This window comes from Hydrogenimonas cancrithermarum, assembly GCF_030296055.1.
Classification (GTDB): domain Bacteria; phylum Campylobacterota; class Campylobacteria; order Campylobacterales; family Hydrogenimonadaceae; genus Hydrogenimonas; species Hydrogenimonas cancrithermarum.
In genome coordinates this window covers 861,870-877,500 of the sequence record NZ_AP027370.1, presented here as the reverse complement: position 1 = coordinate 877,500, position 15,631 = coordinate 861,870, and the positions used below count along the sequence as shown (strand labels likewise).

The 15,631-nt window shown below is 49.7% G+C and carries 16 protein-coding genes (1 of these 16 running past the window's edge); 9 read left to right on the top strand and 7 right to left on the bottom strand.

Annotated features, from left to right (window positions below; genetic code table 11):
- The 6 genes from QUD54_RS04455 to QUD54_RS04430 form a co-directional block, all read left to right on the top strand.
- Positions 1-174 carry the 3' portion of an AAA family ATPase gene (locus QUD54_RS04455; RefSeq protein ID WP_286337759.1) on the top strand. Its footprint begins 774 nt before the window's first position, so the window shows 174 of its 948 coding nt (coding positions 775-948); its start codon lies off the left edge, out of view; its stop codon occupies positions 172-174.
- 9 nt (positions 175-183) lie between these two features.
- The gene (locus QUD54_RS04450) at positions 184-1,020 is read left to right on the top strand and encodes a DUF58 domain-containing protein (protein WP_286337758.1); all 837 of its coding nucleotides are present in this window, start codon (positions 184-186) and stop codon (positions 1,018-1,020) included.
- Positions 1,017-1,418: a hypothetical protein gene (locus tag QUD54_RS04445; RefSeq protein ID WP_286337757.1), complete on the top strand. Its 402-nt coding sequence runs from the start codon at positions 1,017-1,019 to the stop codon at positions 1,416-1,418. The genes QUD54_RS04450 and QUD54_RS04445 overlap by 4 nt, the downstream gene beginning before the upstream one ends.
- 70 nt (positions 1,419-1,488) lie before the next feature.
- Complete coding sequence (locus tag QUD54_RS04440; protein ID WP_286337756.1) at positions 1,489-2,307, top strand: VWA domain-containing protein; 819 nt, start codon at positions 1,489-1,491, stop codon at positions 2,305-2,307.
- Positions 2,304-3,941 carry a vWA domain-containing protein gene (locus QUD54_RS04435; RefSeq protein ID WP_286337755.1) on the top strand — a complete coding sequence of 546 codons (1,638 nt, stop codon included), beginning with the start codon at positions 2,304-2,306 and terminating at the stop codon, positions 3,939-3,941. The genes QUD54_RS04440 and QUD54_RS04435 overlap by 4 nt, the downstream gene beginning before the upstream one ends.
- The gene (locus tag QUD54_RS04430; RefSeq protein WP_286337754.1) at positions 3,925-5,376 is read left to right on the top strand and encodes a BatD family protein; all 1,452 of its coding nucleotides are present in this window, start codon (positions 3,925-3,927) and stop codon (positions 5,374-5,376) included. The genes QUD54_RS04435 and QUD54_RS04430 overlap by 17 nt, the downstream gene beginning before the upstream one ends.
- 54 nt (positions 5,377-5,430) lie before the next feature.
- Here the strand turns inward: QUD54_RS04430 and QUD54_RS04425 are convergent, their stop codons facing one another.
- Positions 5,431-6,258 carry a prephenate dehydrogenase gene (locus tag QUD54_RS04425; protein WP_286337753.1) on the bottom strand — a complete coding sequence of 276 codons (828 nt, stop codon included), beginning with the start codon at positions 6,256-6,258 and terminating at the stop codon, positions 5,431-5,433.
- 129 nt (positions 6,259-6,387) lie between these two features.
- Here QUD54_RS04425 and bamA point away from each other — a divergent pair, with 129 nt between their 5' ends.
- Positions 6,388-8,604, top strand: a complete 2,217-nt coding sequence (gene bamA / locus QUD54_RS04420; RefSeq protein WP_286337752.1) for an outer membrane protein assembly factor BamA — start codon at positions 6,388-6,390, stop codon at positions 8,602-8,604.
- 124 nt (positions 8,605-8,728) lie between these two features.
- On the opposite strand, the gene QUD54_RS04415 is transcribed toward bamA, so the two are convergent.
- The 6 genes from QUD54_RS04415 to plsY form a co-directional block, all read right to left on the bottom strand.
- The gene (locus QUD54_RS04415; protein WP_286337751.1) at positions 8,729-10,192 is read right to left on the bottom strand and encodes a Ppx/GppA phosphatase family protein; all 1,464 of its coding nucleotides are present in this window, start codon (positions 10,190-10,192) and stop codon (positions 8,729-8,731) included.
- Entirely contained in the window at positions 10,192-10,443 is a 252-nt protein-coding gene (locus tag QUD54_RS04410) for a YfhL family 4Fe-4S dicluster ferredoxin (RefSeq protein WP_286337750.1), read from the bottom strand. Before QUD54_RS04410 ends, QUD54_RS04415 begins: the two co-directional genes overlap by 1 nt.
- A 75-nt stretch (positions 10,444-10,518) precedes the next feature.
- Complete coding sequence (locus QUD54_RS04405) at positions 10,519-11,835, bottom strand: sensor histidine kinase (RefSeq protein ID WP_286337749.1); 1,317 nt, start codon at positions 11,833-11,835, stop codon at positions 10,519-10,521.
- 60 nt (positions 11,836-11,895) lie between these two features.
- Positions 11,896-12,576 (bottom strand): homeostatic response regulator transcription factor HsrA, encoded by a 681-nt coding sequence (gene hsrA / locus QUD54_RS04400; RefSeq protein ID WP_286337748.1) that lies wholly within the window; start codon positions 12,574-12,576, stop codon positions 11,896-11,898.
- Positions 12,577-12,657: 81 nt separating this feature from the next.
- Entirely contained in the window at positions 12,658-12,993 is a 336-nt protein-coding gene (locus QUD54_RS04395) for a dihydroneopterin aldolase (protein ID WP_286337747.1), read from the bottom strand.
- Positions 12,990-13,616: a glycerol-3-phosphate 1-O-acyltransferase PlsY gene (gene plsY, locus QUD54_RS04390; protein ID WP_286337746.1), complete on the bottom strand. Its 627-nt coding sequence runs from the start codon at positions 13,614-13,616 to the stop codon at positions 12,990-12,992. The genes QUD54_RS04395 and plsY overlap by 4 nt, the downstream gene beginning before the upstream one ends.
- Positions 13,617-13,689: 73 nt before the next feature.
- Between plsY and nadA the strand changes: the two genes are divergently transcribed.
- Both nadA and nadC read left to right on the top strand, forming a co-directional pair.
- Complete coding sequence (gene nadA / locus QUD54_RS04385) at positions 13,690-14,682, top strand: quinolinate synthase NadA (protein WP_286337745.1); 993 nt, start codon at positions 13,690-13,692, stop codon at positions 14,680-14,682.
- Entirely contained in the window at positions 14,679-15,500 is an 822-nt protein-coding gene (nadC, locus tag QUD54_RS04380; protein WP_286337744.1) for a carboxylating nicotinate-nucleotide diphosphorylase, read from the top strand. The genes nadA and nadC overlap by 4 nt, the downstream gene beginning before the upstream one ends.
- Positions 15,501-15,631: the final 131 nt, after the last annotated feature.

Sequence of the window (15,631 nt, the reverse complement as noted above, 5' to 3'; positions counted from 1 at the left end):
AGCCGCGCACAAGCTTATCTTCGTGGAAAGGATTTCGTATCACCGGTCGATATCGCTTATGTCGCCAAAGAGGTATTGCGTCACCGAATCATCATGAGTTACGAAGCCGAAGCCGAAGAGATAAGCTCCGATGTCGTTATAGAAAAAGTTCTTGAAACCGTCGCGATTCCATAAGGTTTTTTTGTGAATAAAAGGCTCAAAACACTCCTGATCAAGACGAGACGGCAGGTCTTTTCCGAAATGATCGGGAACAATCCCTCGCTTTTTCATGGGGAAGGGTACGACTTCAGCGAACTGCGGGAATATCAGATCGGAGACGATATTCGAAAGATCGACTGGACGATTACGGCAAAACTTCAAAAGCCCTATGTCAAGCTGTTTCACGAGGAGAGGGAGTTGAGTGTCGTTGCGGCATGTATGATGGGAGGAAGCCTCTATTTCGGAACGCACCGTATCAAACAGGAGCTTGTCGCCGAAATTGCCGCGATTCTCGGCTACTCGGCCGTCAAAAACGGCGATCTTTTTACCGGTGCGGTTGTTTCGCGAAATGTCGAGGCGGTGGAGCGGCCGACCAAAAGGCTTTTCGGTGTCAATCGCTTCGTCGAACGGATCGACGGTGCCTCGATACTTGGAAAACAGGCCGATTACAAAGAGGGCATCGTCCAGCTTTTTCGGCGTATCAAACGTCGAAGTATTCTTTTTGTGATCGGTGATTTCCTGGCACCTGTCGATTTCGCGCTGCTCAGTCGCCGACATGAAGTCATCGCTGTCATTGTGCGGGATCGTTTCGAAGAACATCCTATGTCGCTTGGGCAGGTACACCTCGTCGACCCGGAAACCGGTGCGACACTGCAAACTAATTTTGGAGAGCGAAGTGTCGTGAAATATCGCGAGCAGATCATTGCGAGCGACAAGAAGCTCTATAAGCACTTGCATAAACACCGAATCCGATTTGTAAAAATCTATACGGATGAGGAGCCTTTCGGCAGACTGGTCAAACTTTTCGGAGGCCGGATGTGAATCCGGAACAGTTGCCGATTCGGGATATCAAGCCACTTCTTCCCATTCCCGATGTCTCTTTTTATCTCTTTGTCGGGTTTGCCGGTGTCGGCGTGCTGGTGTTGTCTGCCATTTTGATCTTTGTATGGAAGTGGTGGCAGAAGCATCGCCGTATCGATCCTCGGATCGGCTGGCTGAGGCAGCTCGATTCGATCGATTATGGAAATCCCAAAAAAGCGGCCTATGTCATGACGAAATATGGCCGGCTTCTGGCGGAAGACAAACGCCGTCAGGAGATTCTGGAACAACTTCTTCCGCGTCTTGAACGTTACAAATACAGGAAAAAGGTTCCACCGCTTGACGAAGAGACGAAACGTTTCATGAAACTCTTTATCGAGATGTCGCACGATGCACTTTGAGTATCCATGGGTTTTCCTTTTCGTTCCGTTTTTCCTGTTTTGTGAGAGAAAATGTCCGCTACGGCTCGATTTGCTCTATTTTCCGCATATCGACCGAATCGCGAAGGTTGCAAAAAACAGCTCGCTGATGCAGGCTTTCAAATGGATGGCTTGGAGCGGACTCATCGCAGCGCTCGCCTCGCCGGTCATGACCAAAACCTTCACGCCCACACATGCCATGGGACGCGATATGGTGCTTGTCATCGATGCGAGTCGTTCGATGGATGAGGGGTTTTCGATCGTTCAGAGCCAGAACAAGTTCGATACGCTCAAAAAGATTCTCGAAAACTTCATCGCCAAACGTAAGCATGATCGCCTCGGGTTGATCGTTTTCGGCGAATTTGCCTATATCGCATCACCTGTGACATTCGACCATGATATTCTGAAGGCGATGGTGCCCCACCTCGAGGTCGGGATGGCGGGAGAACGGACCGCAATCTACGATGCGGTGGCAATGGCGGCGAATCTGTTGAAGAATTCCGAAGCGAAGACGAAAGTGGCCGTGCTTCTGACCGATGGACGCAACACTGCGGGAAAGATTCCGCTGCAGGCGGCCCAAAAGCTTCTTCAGCAGTATGGCATCAGACTCTATACGATCGGCGTGGGCCGATCGCACGATTACGATCCTGTAACGCTCAAAGCGCTTGCGGAATCGACCGGCGGAAAGTTCTTTTCGGCCGCCGATCCAAAGATGCTGGAGGAGGTCTATGAAACGATCGACAAATTGGAGCCTTCCGAAGTCGAGCAGGCCCCTGTCATCGATACGACCTATCTCTACAGCTATCCTCTGTTTATCGCGGCGATGTCGTTGCTGGCCTATCTCTTTTTGCTGAACCGGAGCGAAATATGAGATTTCTCTACCCGGAGTTCATCTATTTGATGTTGATCCCGGCGGCGGTTTTGATCTACCTGATCTCGACCAACAAAGATGTGCTCGAACGGATTTTCAAACCGGAGGCACTCGAACGGCTGAGAATCAGCGGAGATGCGCTCGGTAGAGCAGGGCACAATACATTGCTCTTTATCGCCTTTCTCTTTATGTCGCTTGCATTGGCGCAACCGGTCATAGAGCAGGGGGCAGAGCGGGTCAAAACGAAAGGGGTCGATCTCGTGATCGCGCTCGATCTTTCACGTTCGATGAGGGCTCGGGATTTTTTCCCAAACCGTTTGACTTTCGCCAAACAGAAGATCAGGGAGATACTTCCCACGCTTCCGGCAGGACGTGTGGGTATGGTTGGATTTACGTCCGCTTCATTTATCGTTGCGCCACTAACGACAGATCGGGACGCCCTGGTTTTTCTGCTCGACCGTCTCGATCCGAAATCGGTCACTGTAGAGGGGACAGCGCTTTTGGCTGCCATCCGTGGCGGTGAGAAACTTCTGAAAAAGAGTGAGCAGAAGACGATACTTCTCGTTACCGACGGTGGTGACGATGTGGATACGGCATCACTCTCCGAACGCCTGAAAAAAGAGAAGATACGTCTCATCGTCTGGATGGTCGCCACGAGGCAGGGGGCTCCGGTAGCGATGAGTGACCGTGAAACGGCCAAAGGGGCCGACGAGAAGATTTTCATAAGCCGCGCAAATACAAAGCTTCGGGACGTCGCACAAAAAAGCGGTGGACGTTATATCGAAGCGACACTTTCGCAGGAGGATGAGAAGCAGATCGAAAATTTTCTGAAAGAACTTGCAGACTCCGGGCAACAGTATGAAAAAGTGGTACACCACCGGATTCAACTCTTTTACTATCCGTTGGCACTGGCACTTCTTGTTCTGCCTTTTGGACTCTATTCCGTCGGACGCGGCAGCCATGCGGCGGTTTTGCTCCTTTTTTCAGGCATGTTTTGCGCAGTGCCGAAAGCCGAGGCGGGTCTTCTGGATTTCAGACTGATCGAACAGGGTGCGAAGGCTTACAGGGAGGGGCATTACAAAGAGAGTGTCGAAGTGTTCGAAAAGCTCTCCTTGAAGTCACCCAAAAGCGAAGTATGGTTCGATCTTGGCAACAGTTACTATAAAAGCGGCCGCTACAAAATGGCGCTGGATGCCTATGAGAAGGTCGTCACCTCCGATACCGCCATCGAGAAAGCGAAGCTTTACAACATGGCCAACTGTTATGTGCGACTGGGTGAACTGGAAAAGGCGGCCGAACTTTATCGAAAAGTTTTGAAAATGGGGAAAGATGTCGATGCGAAAGCCAATCTGGAACTTGTTCTGAAAGCACTTCGGGAGCAGAAGAAAAAGAAAAAAGGTGCATCGGGAAAAGGAAAAGGGAAAAAGAAAAATCAAAAAGAGAGTGCCTCCAAACCCGCTGCATCGAAAGAACAGAGCGATCGGCCCGGTTCGCAGAGACAAAATGCCAAAACTCGCAAAATGAGTGAAGCGGAAGAGAAGAAGTGGATGCAGTTGATTCGAAAACAGCCGCTGAAGGCGAAACTTTATCCGCTGACACCACCCGAGGAGGTCGATCATGTCAATCCATGGTAAATTGGTTGCCTGGCTGCTTCTTTCGATTTTGTCATTCGGCGCAGGCGTGACGGCCAGTGTCGACGAGAATCCGGTCATCGCGGGTGAATCGGTCGAACTGGCGATCGAAGCCGAAGGTGAAGAGGTTCTGTTTCCTCGGATCGATAAGATCGGTGAATACGATGTCACGGCGGAGGGGAGCCAGCGTCTCGAGCGCTTTGAAGATAACCGCAGTGTCGTGAAATGGATCAAACTCTACGCGTTCACTCCGAAAAAGAGTGTGACGATTCCCTCTTTTCGTGTTGTCGTCGACGGTAAGCAGATGGAAACCTCACCGATTTTTATCCAGGTCGAGTCAAACAGCAGCCGTCGTTCGGACGATTTTCTCATCGCTCTACAGAGCGATAGGAAAGAGGCCTATGTCGGCCAGGTGGTCCAGGTGACGGTCCGTTTCAAAGAGAAGCGCGATATTCCGGTCATGAATGTCGACTTCGTTCCGATCAAATATGAGAATTTCTGGGTCAAACGGGTGGGTAGGGAGAAACGCTACAGCGAAGGGAACTATCTCGTTCATGAAATCCGGTATCTCTTTTTTCCGCAGAAACCGGGTTCATTGACGATCGGTCCTGCAGTCGTTAAGGTTGCGATCGCAAAAAAGATGCGCGATGCTTTCGGCTTCATCGTCAGGCAGCCAAAATGGATCACTGTGACCTCCTCTCCTCTTACGCTCGATGTCAAACCGCTTCCGGATGACCTGAAACTGGTCGGCGACTTCAGGCTTCATGTCGATGCGGAACCCAGACGTGTCGATGCCGGAAAACCCGTACGTCTCTCCATACGGGTCGAAGCGGAGGGGAATATCGAAGATTTCGACCTGCCTCCGCTTCGTATCGATGGGGTTACGGTCTACAGCGATGCACCGAAGATCGAGCAGCGCTACAGTCACGGTATCTACAGCGGAACATGGGAAAAACGTTACGTTCTGATCGCCGACAGACCATTCGTGATTCCACCCTTTTCTCTACGCTATTTCGATCCGAAAAGAGAGAAGATCGAGAGACTCGAAAGCGATCCGATTCGGATCGAAGTGAGAGGTGACGCTTTGTCGAAGAAACGTACGGATGAAATCAAGGATGCGTCAAAACCCACCAAGGAAAAGAGAAATATGATGGTATGGCTTTACGGAAGTTCGCTTATCGCCTTTTTTGTCGGAATGGCTGCGATGTATCTGATATCGCGATGGAGAGAGAGACGCGGACGGGATGGGAAAAAACGGTTCTGTGATGTCGATGGCGAAGCGAAGATGCTGCAGCGGTTGATGCCCTATATTTCGAAGTCGAAAGAGGCGGCTCAAATGGCGGAAAATCTTTATGCGGCCATTTTCGAAGGGAAATCGACGAAGATCGAGAAGAAAGTGTTCGAAAAGTTGATGGAGGAGCTGAAGAGAAGTCGTTAGAACCCGTCTCTGTTGCCGCATACAGGGATTTTTGAGATATTAGATATAGGTACGTCAAAGAATGTCGTGCAGTTTCTGTGCCTCTTCCATCCAGGTGTACAACCCTTTCCAATTCTCCTCGTTGATGAGGCTTCTGCAGCGCTTCAGCTCCTCTTCGAAGTGGTCCATCGCTTCGAGCAGATTTTCCCGGTTCTGTTTGAAAATCTCTTCCCACATGATAGGTGAGCTTTTCGCCAGACGGCTCATGTCCCTGAATCCTCCGGCAGCGAGAATAAGAATGTTTTTGGCGTCTTCCTGCGCCATGACCGCGTTGGCCAGGGCATAGCTGATGGCGTGAGGGAGGTGGCTGATATAGGCGGCGTGGCGGTCGTGCTCTTTCGCGTCCATCGTCACGATTTTCATGCCGATCGCTTCGAAAAGCGCTTTTGCGGTGACGCTCTGAAGTTCTCCGCTCTCTTCGAGGTTGCAGAGTACGACGATTTTGTCACGGTAGAGATTGGCGAGTGCTGCGGAGGGGCCGAACTTTTCAGTACCGGTCATAGGATGGGCGGCGACGACGTTTTTTCGAATCTGCGGCGGAATGTTTTCCACGATTTTCGCTTTTGTGCTGCCGAGGTCGATAATGGTACAGCCGGGAGGGACGTCGGTGAGTTTCTGCAGCGCTTTGATGATGCCTTCAACCGGGATCGCTAGGAAAATGACATCGCTTTTTTTCAATGCATCCCATGTGACAACTTCGTCGATCAGATGATGCTTGAGTGCCTCTTCACAATGGTTGGGGTTGTGATCGTACCCGATTACTTTGCTCACCTGCGGTACTCCTTTGAGTGCCAGGCCCATCGATCCACCCATAAGCCCCAATCCGACAATTCCAGCAACCATGATAAAGTGTCCTTTGAAAAAAGATGTGCAATTGTATCGCAGCGCGAGTTTAATGGAGTTTAATTGAAAAAATGATAGACTTGAAACCTTTTTATAAAAGTTCACGCGAAACATAAATAGAGGATATGAATGAAACGTATTGTATCGGCCATTCTGCTGATGGCAGTGCTTGCGAGTGCCCAGCAGATCAAAGCGATCAAGTTCGATGGCCTGATCCATCTCTCTTCCGATATTGCCAAAGAGATCATCGGTATCCATCCCGGTGAACCGATCGATATCGAAAAAGTCGACGAAGCGATCAAAAGGCTCTTCGCACAAGGGTATTTCAAGGATATCTGGGTGACGGAAGAGCGCGGTGTTTTGACGTTTCATTTCAAAGAGAAGCCTGTGATCTCCCAGATCTCTTTTGTGGGATATGGTGAAAACAAAAAAGAGGAGCTGCTGTCTCAGTTGGGACTCAAAAAGGGTGATATCTACGACGAAGGGAAGATCGAGAAGGCGGAAGCGGCGCTGCGCGGTATGATCGAGGCCGAAGGCTATTTCGATACCGTGGTCGAGACGGAAGTGACACCGCTTGAAAATGGCAGTGTCAAAGTGGAATTTCTGATCAACAAGGGTGAGAATATCATTATCAAGAAACTCAACCTTTGCGGTGCCGAACATTTCGATCAAAGCGAAATCGAAAGTGTCATGGCCAACCGTGAACGGGAGTTTATGGGGTGGATGTGGGGCCTCAATGACGGAAAAGTGAAGATCGATCAGCTCAAATATGAAGCGCCGCGTATTCGGGATTTCTATATGAGACATGGTTATCTCGACGCCAAAGTCGAAAATCCGCTATTGCGTGTCGATTTCAATCAGTACCGTGCCATTCTCGATTTCAAAATCGAAGAGGGTTCGGTCTACCGTGTCAAAGATGTCGAGATAGATCTACTCGACCCGGTCATCGATGTCGATCTTTTAAAAGAGGATCTGAGGGTCGATCCGGGGGAAGTTTTCAACATAGACGACCTGCGCAAGGATATGGAGAATATCAAAGAGAAGATCGCCAACCTCGGCTATGCCTATGTTCGTGTCATACCAGATTTTAAAAAGGATGAGCAAGCGCATACGGCGATTGTGCAATACAAAATTTTTCCCGGAAAGAAAGTCTACATTCGTGACGTGATCATTGCGGGCAACACACGAACACTCGACAGAGTTGTGAGGCGTGAAGTCTTTCTCGCTCCTGGCGATACCTACAACCTGACCGATTTGAAAGATTCGAAAGCCGCACTGATGCGAACCGGGTATTTCGAAAATGTCATTATCGACGAGCGACGTGTCAGTGAAGATAAAATGGACCTGGTCGTCAACGTCAAAGAGACACAGACCGGAAATATTATGCTTGGCGGCGGTTACGGCAGTTACGACGGTTTCATTATCAATGCCTCGATCAATGACAGGAACGTTTTCGGAAGCGGGCTTTCGATGGGATTGAGTGTCGATTTCTCAAGGTACCGCAGCAATTTCAACTTCAATATCACCAATCCCCGTATCTTCGACAGTGACTACAGCACCGGTTTCAATATTTATAACTCCGAATACGAGTCCTACGACTACACTGAAAAAAGAAAAGGGGGATCGGTGACTGTCGGACGTCAGATCGCACGCTATTGGCATGCCGGTTTGATGTACCAATATTTCGATACACAATTGACGGGAATGAACACCGATTACCCGGATTACGACCTTTACAACGATACGACATTCGCCACCAGTGCCATCACGCCGAGTCTGCGTTTCAACAATACGGATGACTACTATTTGCCGCGCCACGGAATGATTTTCGGTATCAGTGCGGAGTATGCCGGAATCGGCGGGGATGCGAAGTACAACAAAAACTATATGAATTTTTCCATATTCCATGGAATGGACGACTATCTCAATTATGATCTGATCTTGCGATACAAGGCACGTCTCGGTGCGATTCCGTGGGATGAAAAACTTCCGATCAATGAAAAATTCTTCATGGGTGGTATCCGTACCGTCAGAGGTTATCAATCCGGCTCTATTTCGGCAAAGGATGACAATGGCTACCTTCTGGGAGGAAAATATACCTTTTCAAACTCTGTTGAAGCGAGTATCCCTCTTGTCGAAGCCGCCAAAATGCGACTGGCCTTCTTCTTCGACTACGGTATGATCGGTGAGGATTCCTTTACGGAAGAGAAGCGTGCCGGTACAGGTGCCGTGATCGAATGGTTCTCTCCGATGGGGCCCATAAGCCTCATCTTCGCAAGGCCGCTGATGGAAAAAGAGGGAGATCAGACTTCCAGCTTCGAATTTACGATGGGAACGCAGTTTTGACACGACGGCATAAGCCGTCGCTCGTAAGAATTTTTTTCAAAAAAGCTTGACAAATTTCCGGTAGCGAGCCACCGTTCTTAACTCTTAACTCTTAACTCTTAACTCTTAACTCTTAACTCTTAACTCAAACAAATTCCACAGCGATCGGTGCCGGTTTTTCAAGCTCTTTGACACGTTCTTTGGCCAGGTAGGTGTCGAACGGAGCGTTTATTGTAAGCACGCCGTTACGGTAGTCGGCATCGATCTGTTCACGTGCACGGCTGATATGGATGGTTTGCGCCAGCGAGACGATATAGCTTAGCCATGAGAGTGTATTGCCGTCGGGCAGAAGTCTTTTGTGCGGCTTTGTGAAACTCTCTTTGGGAAGACGTCGTTTGTTGAAACGTATCAATGTGGCGACAAGAATCATCTCTTCGTGAGTGAAACCGAAATCAAGATCGTTCATGATCATATAGGCACTGTGCTTGTGATAAGCGTAAAAATCGAGGCGGATACCGATTTGGGAAAGCTTTGCCGCAATTTCAAGGTATCTGAGTGCCGTATCGGGCAGATCGAATGGATCTTTGAGGGCAAAAAAGAGTTTTCTTGCCGTTGCAGCGATGTGTGTGGCCAGTTTCGTATCCACGCAGAATCTATCCTGTAGGCTCCGGACACTCGGGTTGAAATTTGCGGGGAAGAGGTGGTTGCTGTTACGAAGAAGGTCGCTCAGAAAGAGACCCTCTCGAACACCCACACCGCTCGTCATCACCTCTTTCGCACCGATCTTTTCAAGAACACTCAAAAAGATGAGCGCACCCGGGCGGATTGTGTCGAGACGATCTTTTTTGATCCCGTATTTGGAGAGTTTCATGACCGATGCATGGGCCACTTTTCTGATAAATTTGCTTTCTTCTTCCACGGAGAACGTGAAAGCGTGTATTTTGTCGATCGAGTGATCGTTGCGCTGCATGATCGCTTTGGCCATCGCACGTATCGTACCGCCAATGCCCACTGCAAGATCCGAATGGAAACATTTTGGCAACGAGGCGAGCGCTGTGTCAATAAACTCTTTTGCCTCCTCTATCGGCCGTTTTTTGTCGAAAAAGAGCTCTTTGAGCCGGACGGTCCCGATATCGAGCGAAAATGTTTCGATGACACACCTGTTACGAATGAGCGCCATATCGGTTGATCCACCGCCGATGTCGATGGTGATCGCATCTTTGACAGGCAAGAGATTGACGGCGGCGATACCGCCGAGCCATGCCTCTTTTTCCCCATCGACAATTTTGATACGAAGTCCGAGTTCCCGTTCGACACGCTGTAAAAAGAGTTTTTTGTTGGATGCGTCTCTGACAGCGGAAGTGGCGACACAGAGGATTTTTCTGGTTTTGTAGCTTTTTGCGATATCGAGAAACTGGGCAAGAGCGGAAAATGCACGCTCCATCGCTTCAGGTTGGAGTTCCCCACCTTTTTCGTAGGCACCTTCGCTGATGCGAACGCGGCTGCGGGTCTCGTTGAGAAGATAGAAGCCGTAACGACTCGTTCTTTCAAACACCACCATTCTGGCGGAATTGGATCCGATATCGATGATGGCGGTGCGTTTGGCCATTACAGCTCTTTTTGCAGATGTTCAAACTTGAACTTCAGCTCCTCGACACTTTCAACATTGTCCGGATCCGGAACGATACAATCGACCGGACACACGGCGATACATGCCGGTTCATCGTAGTGACCCACACACTCGGTGCATCGGTCCGGATCGATGATGTAGATGGGGTCTCCCTCTTCGATCGCTCCGTTGGGGCATTCGTCGCGGCATGCATCGCATGCGATACATTCATCGGTAATCATCAATGCCATATAGTAAACCTTCCGAATTAAATTTCCGAGATTTATAACCTATGTAACCTTAACCATACCTTAAACAAAGAAGATCTAGTGATTCGGTAGTTCGCACTGTGGTGTTGTGGCGAAGATAAGTGTGGCCACCGTTCCGCTTTGGCCATCAGTACGGTTTTTCAGTGAAATCTGTGCACCCATTGCATCGGCTGCCGATTTGGCAAGAAAGAGGCCCAGGCCTGCACCCGGGGCATTGCCTACGCGTTTAAACGGTGCGAAGAGATCGATACTCTCATCGATTCCCGGACCTTCGTCGATAACTTCGAGTTTTATTTTGTTGTCGTCGATCTGGCGGGTTCGCAAGAGAATCGTTTTGCCTTTGGGGCTGAATTTGATGGCGTTTTGAAGGAAATTCTGCAATATCTGGTTCAACAGAGTTGTCTGAATGCATCCGACGAGGTTTTGCGGTTCGAGATCGAGTGTTACCGTTTTGTTTTCGGAATTTGCGAGCAGCGCGAAATCCTCTCCTTTCTTTCGGATGAAGTCGATGATGTCCACAGTCTGCGGAAGTTCGAAATGTGCTCCCTCCTGGCGTCCGATTTCAAGGATCGAACTGATCATTTGATTCATCTCTTGGATCGTCTTGTTCGACAGCTGTAGCGCTTCGATATACTTTTCAGGCTCTCGTTTTTTGATAAGGGTGACATCGTTTTTCAGTTTCATCACATTGAGTGGGGTTTTAAGCTCGTGGGCTGCACCGATGAAGAGCTCTTTTTGGTACTTGACGAAGGTTTGGATACGGTTGATGAGCCGGTTGATAGATTCGCCAAGCGGTACAAACTCCTCGGGCAATGTTTTGGTGTCGATGGTGGTGAGAAAATTTTCGTTGAGCGACGAAAGCTTTTTCGTGAGCCGTGTAATCGGCATCAAAAGCATTGCGGAGAGGCCGAATGCATACAAAACGATCAGAATGAGGCTGATGAGGTTGATAATGATAATGGAACGGAGGATCTTTTTAAGCATTCGGGCGATATTGGTGATATCTTTACTGACAAGCAGATAGGTCTGCGATTTGAAATTGTACGGATAGATGAGGTCGATGAAGTAGTGGCCGTTTGTTTCGCGTTCCCTCCATTCGATGGAGCTGTAGAAGCGGTGCGGGGGCGGAATCACCTTCGCCGTTATCTGTAATGCGTTTTTTAGGTTTTTGGCATCGATCTTCTCTCCCTCTGCATAATCCGGAAAAGTTTGGACAATGTAACGCGCCTGTTTGACCAGTTGTTGCGAAAGCTCGTCATAGATCGACTGTTTGATATAGGCATAGAGCATGGTTGAAAAGATGATAAGAAGGATGGAGGATGCGATGATAAGCTGGGTTAGAAACTGGTTTCGGATGCTGCGGTTATCGGCCATAAGGTGCCTTTGTTGAAGCGGTATGGTGGCGAAGGGAGAAACTCTCTCCCTTCCATTGATTTAGTCTTCGCTGTTCTTTTGAGGGTAGCAGAAACGGTAGCCGCGCCGTCGAACCGTTTCGATCGTCTGGATACCCAGAGGTTTGTCCATTTTCTGGCGGATCTGGTTGATCGCAACCTCGATGACGTTCGGGGTTACCAGTTCAGGCTCTTCCCAGATCGCATCGAGCAGTTGCTCTTTGGAGACGATTTCGTCGCGGTGGCGTGCAAGGTGGGTCAAAACCTCGAACGGCTTTCCTTTGAGTTCGATCTCTTTTCCTTTGTAAACGACCTTCTCTTCCTGGGGATTGATGCTCAGATCGTCGATTTCGATGACGTTGCTTCCGCCGAATCGCAGGCGTGCCTTGATGCGGGCGATGAGGATGTCGAAGTCGAACGGTTTTTTGATGTAGTCGTCCGCGCCCGCCTCGAGTGCTTCGATTTCACTCTCTTTGTCGTCGCGTGCCGAAAGGATGATGACGGCGGTTTTCGGGTTGTTCGCTTTGGCTTTTTGGATCAGTTCGAGGCCGTTGCCATCCGGAAGCATCCAGTCTGCCAAAATCAGGTCATAGTTGCGGATATCGAGATAGTAGTCTCCGTCTTTGAAGTTTTCCGCCGAGTCGGTCTGGTAGTTGAACTCGTTAAGTCCTTCGGAGAGGGTTTTGTTTACCGTGGTTTCATCTTCTACGATCAGTATGCGCATAGTCAGCAGTCCTTAGGGTGAAAAATTTAAGCGGGATTATAGCATATTTTTAGATTGTTTTAAACTATTTTTCAAAAAAATTTAAAGATAGGAGCGAAAATCGGTGACGCAGACCCGACAATTAGGGAGTATGTCGGGTTTGCATATTGTAATATTTATCGTTTCGATTTGGGGGAATTTGGCTTTCAGGAGCCCAAAAAGCGTTTCGAGAGCATCTTCGACAAGAAGAAATTTTTCCTGTTTGATCGTTGACTCGATCAAAGAAGCCACTTCGGCGTAATCGAGAAATCTTCTTTCCTCTTTTTGATAGCCGTAAGCAATTTCGCAATCGACTTCGATACACTGGGGCGATGTACGCTCGAAATCGAGAAGCCCCATGATCGCCTGAAAATGAAGGGAACGGATGGAGATCGTCATGCGACGCGCTTCTCCCGTCCACTCAGCAGCCTGACAATATTCGGAGTATGTTTATAGACGACAACAATGGCGATGATCCAGATCGGGGCGTGAGAGTGAATGTTTGGAACGTCCGGATAGAGAATGTAACTCGCAACGATAAAAGCGGCCAGCGCACCAAGCGATGCAAGAGACGAGATACGCAGCGTTTTGCCGAGAACGAACCACACGACTAGCGCGATGGCTGTAACATCGGGCATCATAAAGGCGAGTACGCCGACGCCGGTAGCGACACCTTTGCCCCCTTCGAACATCAGGTAGGGGCTGAAACAGTGACCGGCGACCGCGAGTACCGCGATCGCCCAAAGCGTTGCATCGGGCATCCCTGCCAGTTTGGCGACCAAGAGGACCGCGATACCTTTGAATGCGTCAAGGAGCACGGTGGCGATCGCCAGTTTTTTGGCCAGGGCGGGATTTTTCTGTTTGACGACACGAAGGACATTGGTGGCGCCGATACTCTGACTGCCACTTTGCTTGATATCGACGCCGGCAAACATTTTGGCCAGAATAAGGCCGAAAGGAATGCCGCCGACAAGGTAGGCTGCAAGATAGAATATAATATTTGGGTTGGTCAGAAATTCCATGAACGGTCTCTTTATGGTAAAATTAGAGTCAATTATAGAGAAAAAATGGTTATACCGCTATTAAGGATTGATTTTGGAACACAATGAACTGAAAGAGAAGATTCTTGAACTCAAAGAGAAACTGCCTGTCACGCTCGTAGCGCACTACTATCAGCGCGACGAAGTTTTCGAACTGGCAGATATTACCGGCGACAGCCTCGAACTCGCCCGCCGTTGCAAAGCGGACGACAAAGAGTGGGTCGTTTTCTGCGGCGTCGGCTTTATGGGGCAGAGTGTTAAAGTCATCGCTCCCGAAAAGCGGGTGGCGATGCCAAAAATCGCTTGCTGCGCGATGGCGCGGATGATCGACAGCACTTACTATGACGAATCGGTCGAATTTATGGAAAAAGCGGGGATTAAAAAGGAAGATATCCTGCCGATCACTTACATCAATTCGAGTGCCGAAGTGAAGGCCAAAGTGGGTGAAATGGGCGGTATGGTCTGCACCAGCTCCAACGCCTACAAGATTATCGAAAAGGGGCTTGCGAGCGGCAAAAAGATCCTCTTCATTCCCGACCGGTGCCTGGGGCAGAACGTGGCCAACATGATGGGGCTCAAGTCGTGCGTCATCGGTGACGGAAAAGACCCAAACGAAGCCGACATCATCTGCTACGACGGATTTTGCTCCGTGCATCAGCTCTTTACGGTCGATGACGTGAAGTTCTACCGCAAACGCTATCCGGGTATCAAGATTGCCGTCCATCCGGAGTGCGATCCGGCTGTCGTGGCGGTGAGCGATTTCTGCGGTTCGACAAGCCAGCTCATCAAATATGTCAACGAACTTCCCGAAGAGCAGAAGGTGGCGGTCGGTACCGAGTACAACCTTGTCCATCGGATGCGCGACAAGAACATCTATGTCCTCTCTTCGACCAAGCCGGAATGCCCCACGATGAACGAGACGACGCTCGAAGATGTCTACAGAACCCTCAAAGAGATTGAAAAGGGTGAAGTCGTCAACGAGATCCAGGTGGATGAAAAGACCAGAAAATGGGCGAAAGTCGCTCTGGAAAGAATGTTTGAATTATGATTATCCAGGAGTTTGTGAAAGAGGTTCTGCTCGAAGATATCGGACGGGGTGATCTGTTCGGGAGGGTCGCACCGAAGAAAGAAGCGACGGCTCAGGTTATCGCCAAAAGCGAAGGAATCGTGGCGGGTGAACCCTATCTCGAAGCGCTGGCACAGTTTTGCAACCTGGAGCTCTACTGGCATAAACGCGACGGCGAAGCGTTTGGATGGGGTGATGTCATTCTCAAAGTGATGGGCGATGCTGCCGATCTGTTGGCGGCGGAGCGTACCCTTTTGAACATGCTGCTGCATGCCAGTTCTATCGCTACGCAGGTACAACCTTATATCAAGGCGCTCGAAGGGACGAATGTGCTGCTGCTCGATACACGAAAGACGCGTCCGATGCTGCGCAACTTCGAAAAATATGCGGTGCGTGTGGGCGGTGCGGTCAACCACCGTATGGGGCTTGACGATGCACTGATGCTCAAAGATACCCATTTGAGTCTCATTGACGACCTGGAAGCGTTCATAGAACGTGCACGGCGTAAAATCCCGTTTACGACGAAGATCGAGATCGAGTGCGAAAGTGTCGATGCCGCCGCCAAAGCGATGGATGTCGGTGCCGATATCGTGATGTGCGACAATATGCAGATAGCACAGATTCGGGAGGTCGTTCTTTATCGGAATGAAAACTATCCCGGTGTGCTGCTTGAAGCGAGCGGTAACATCACCCTCGAGAATATCCGGGAGGTGGCACTCACCGGTGTCGATGCGATCAGCTCCGGCAGTATCATCCATCAGTCGCGGTGGATCGACCTCTCTATGAAAATCGTCACCTGACGATTTTCGGACGATACGCCAAAGAAGCGAAGCTTTTTGGGCTATCTACCGCTGTGGTTGCTTCGGTAGCGGGCCCACGCGAAACCAGATTGCGCTCAGATTTCGATAGCGTAACGGTTGCAATCAATATG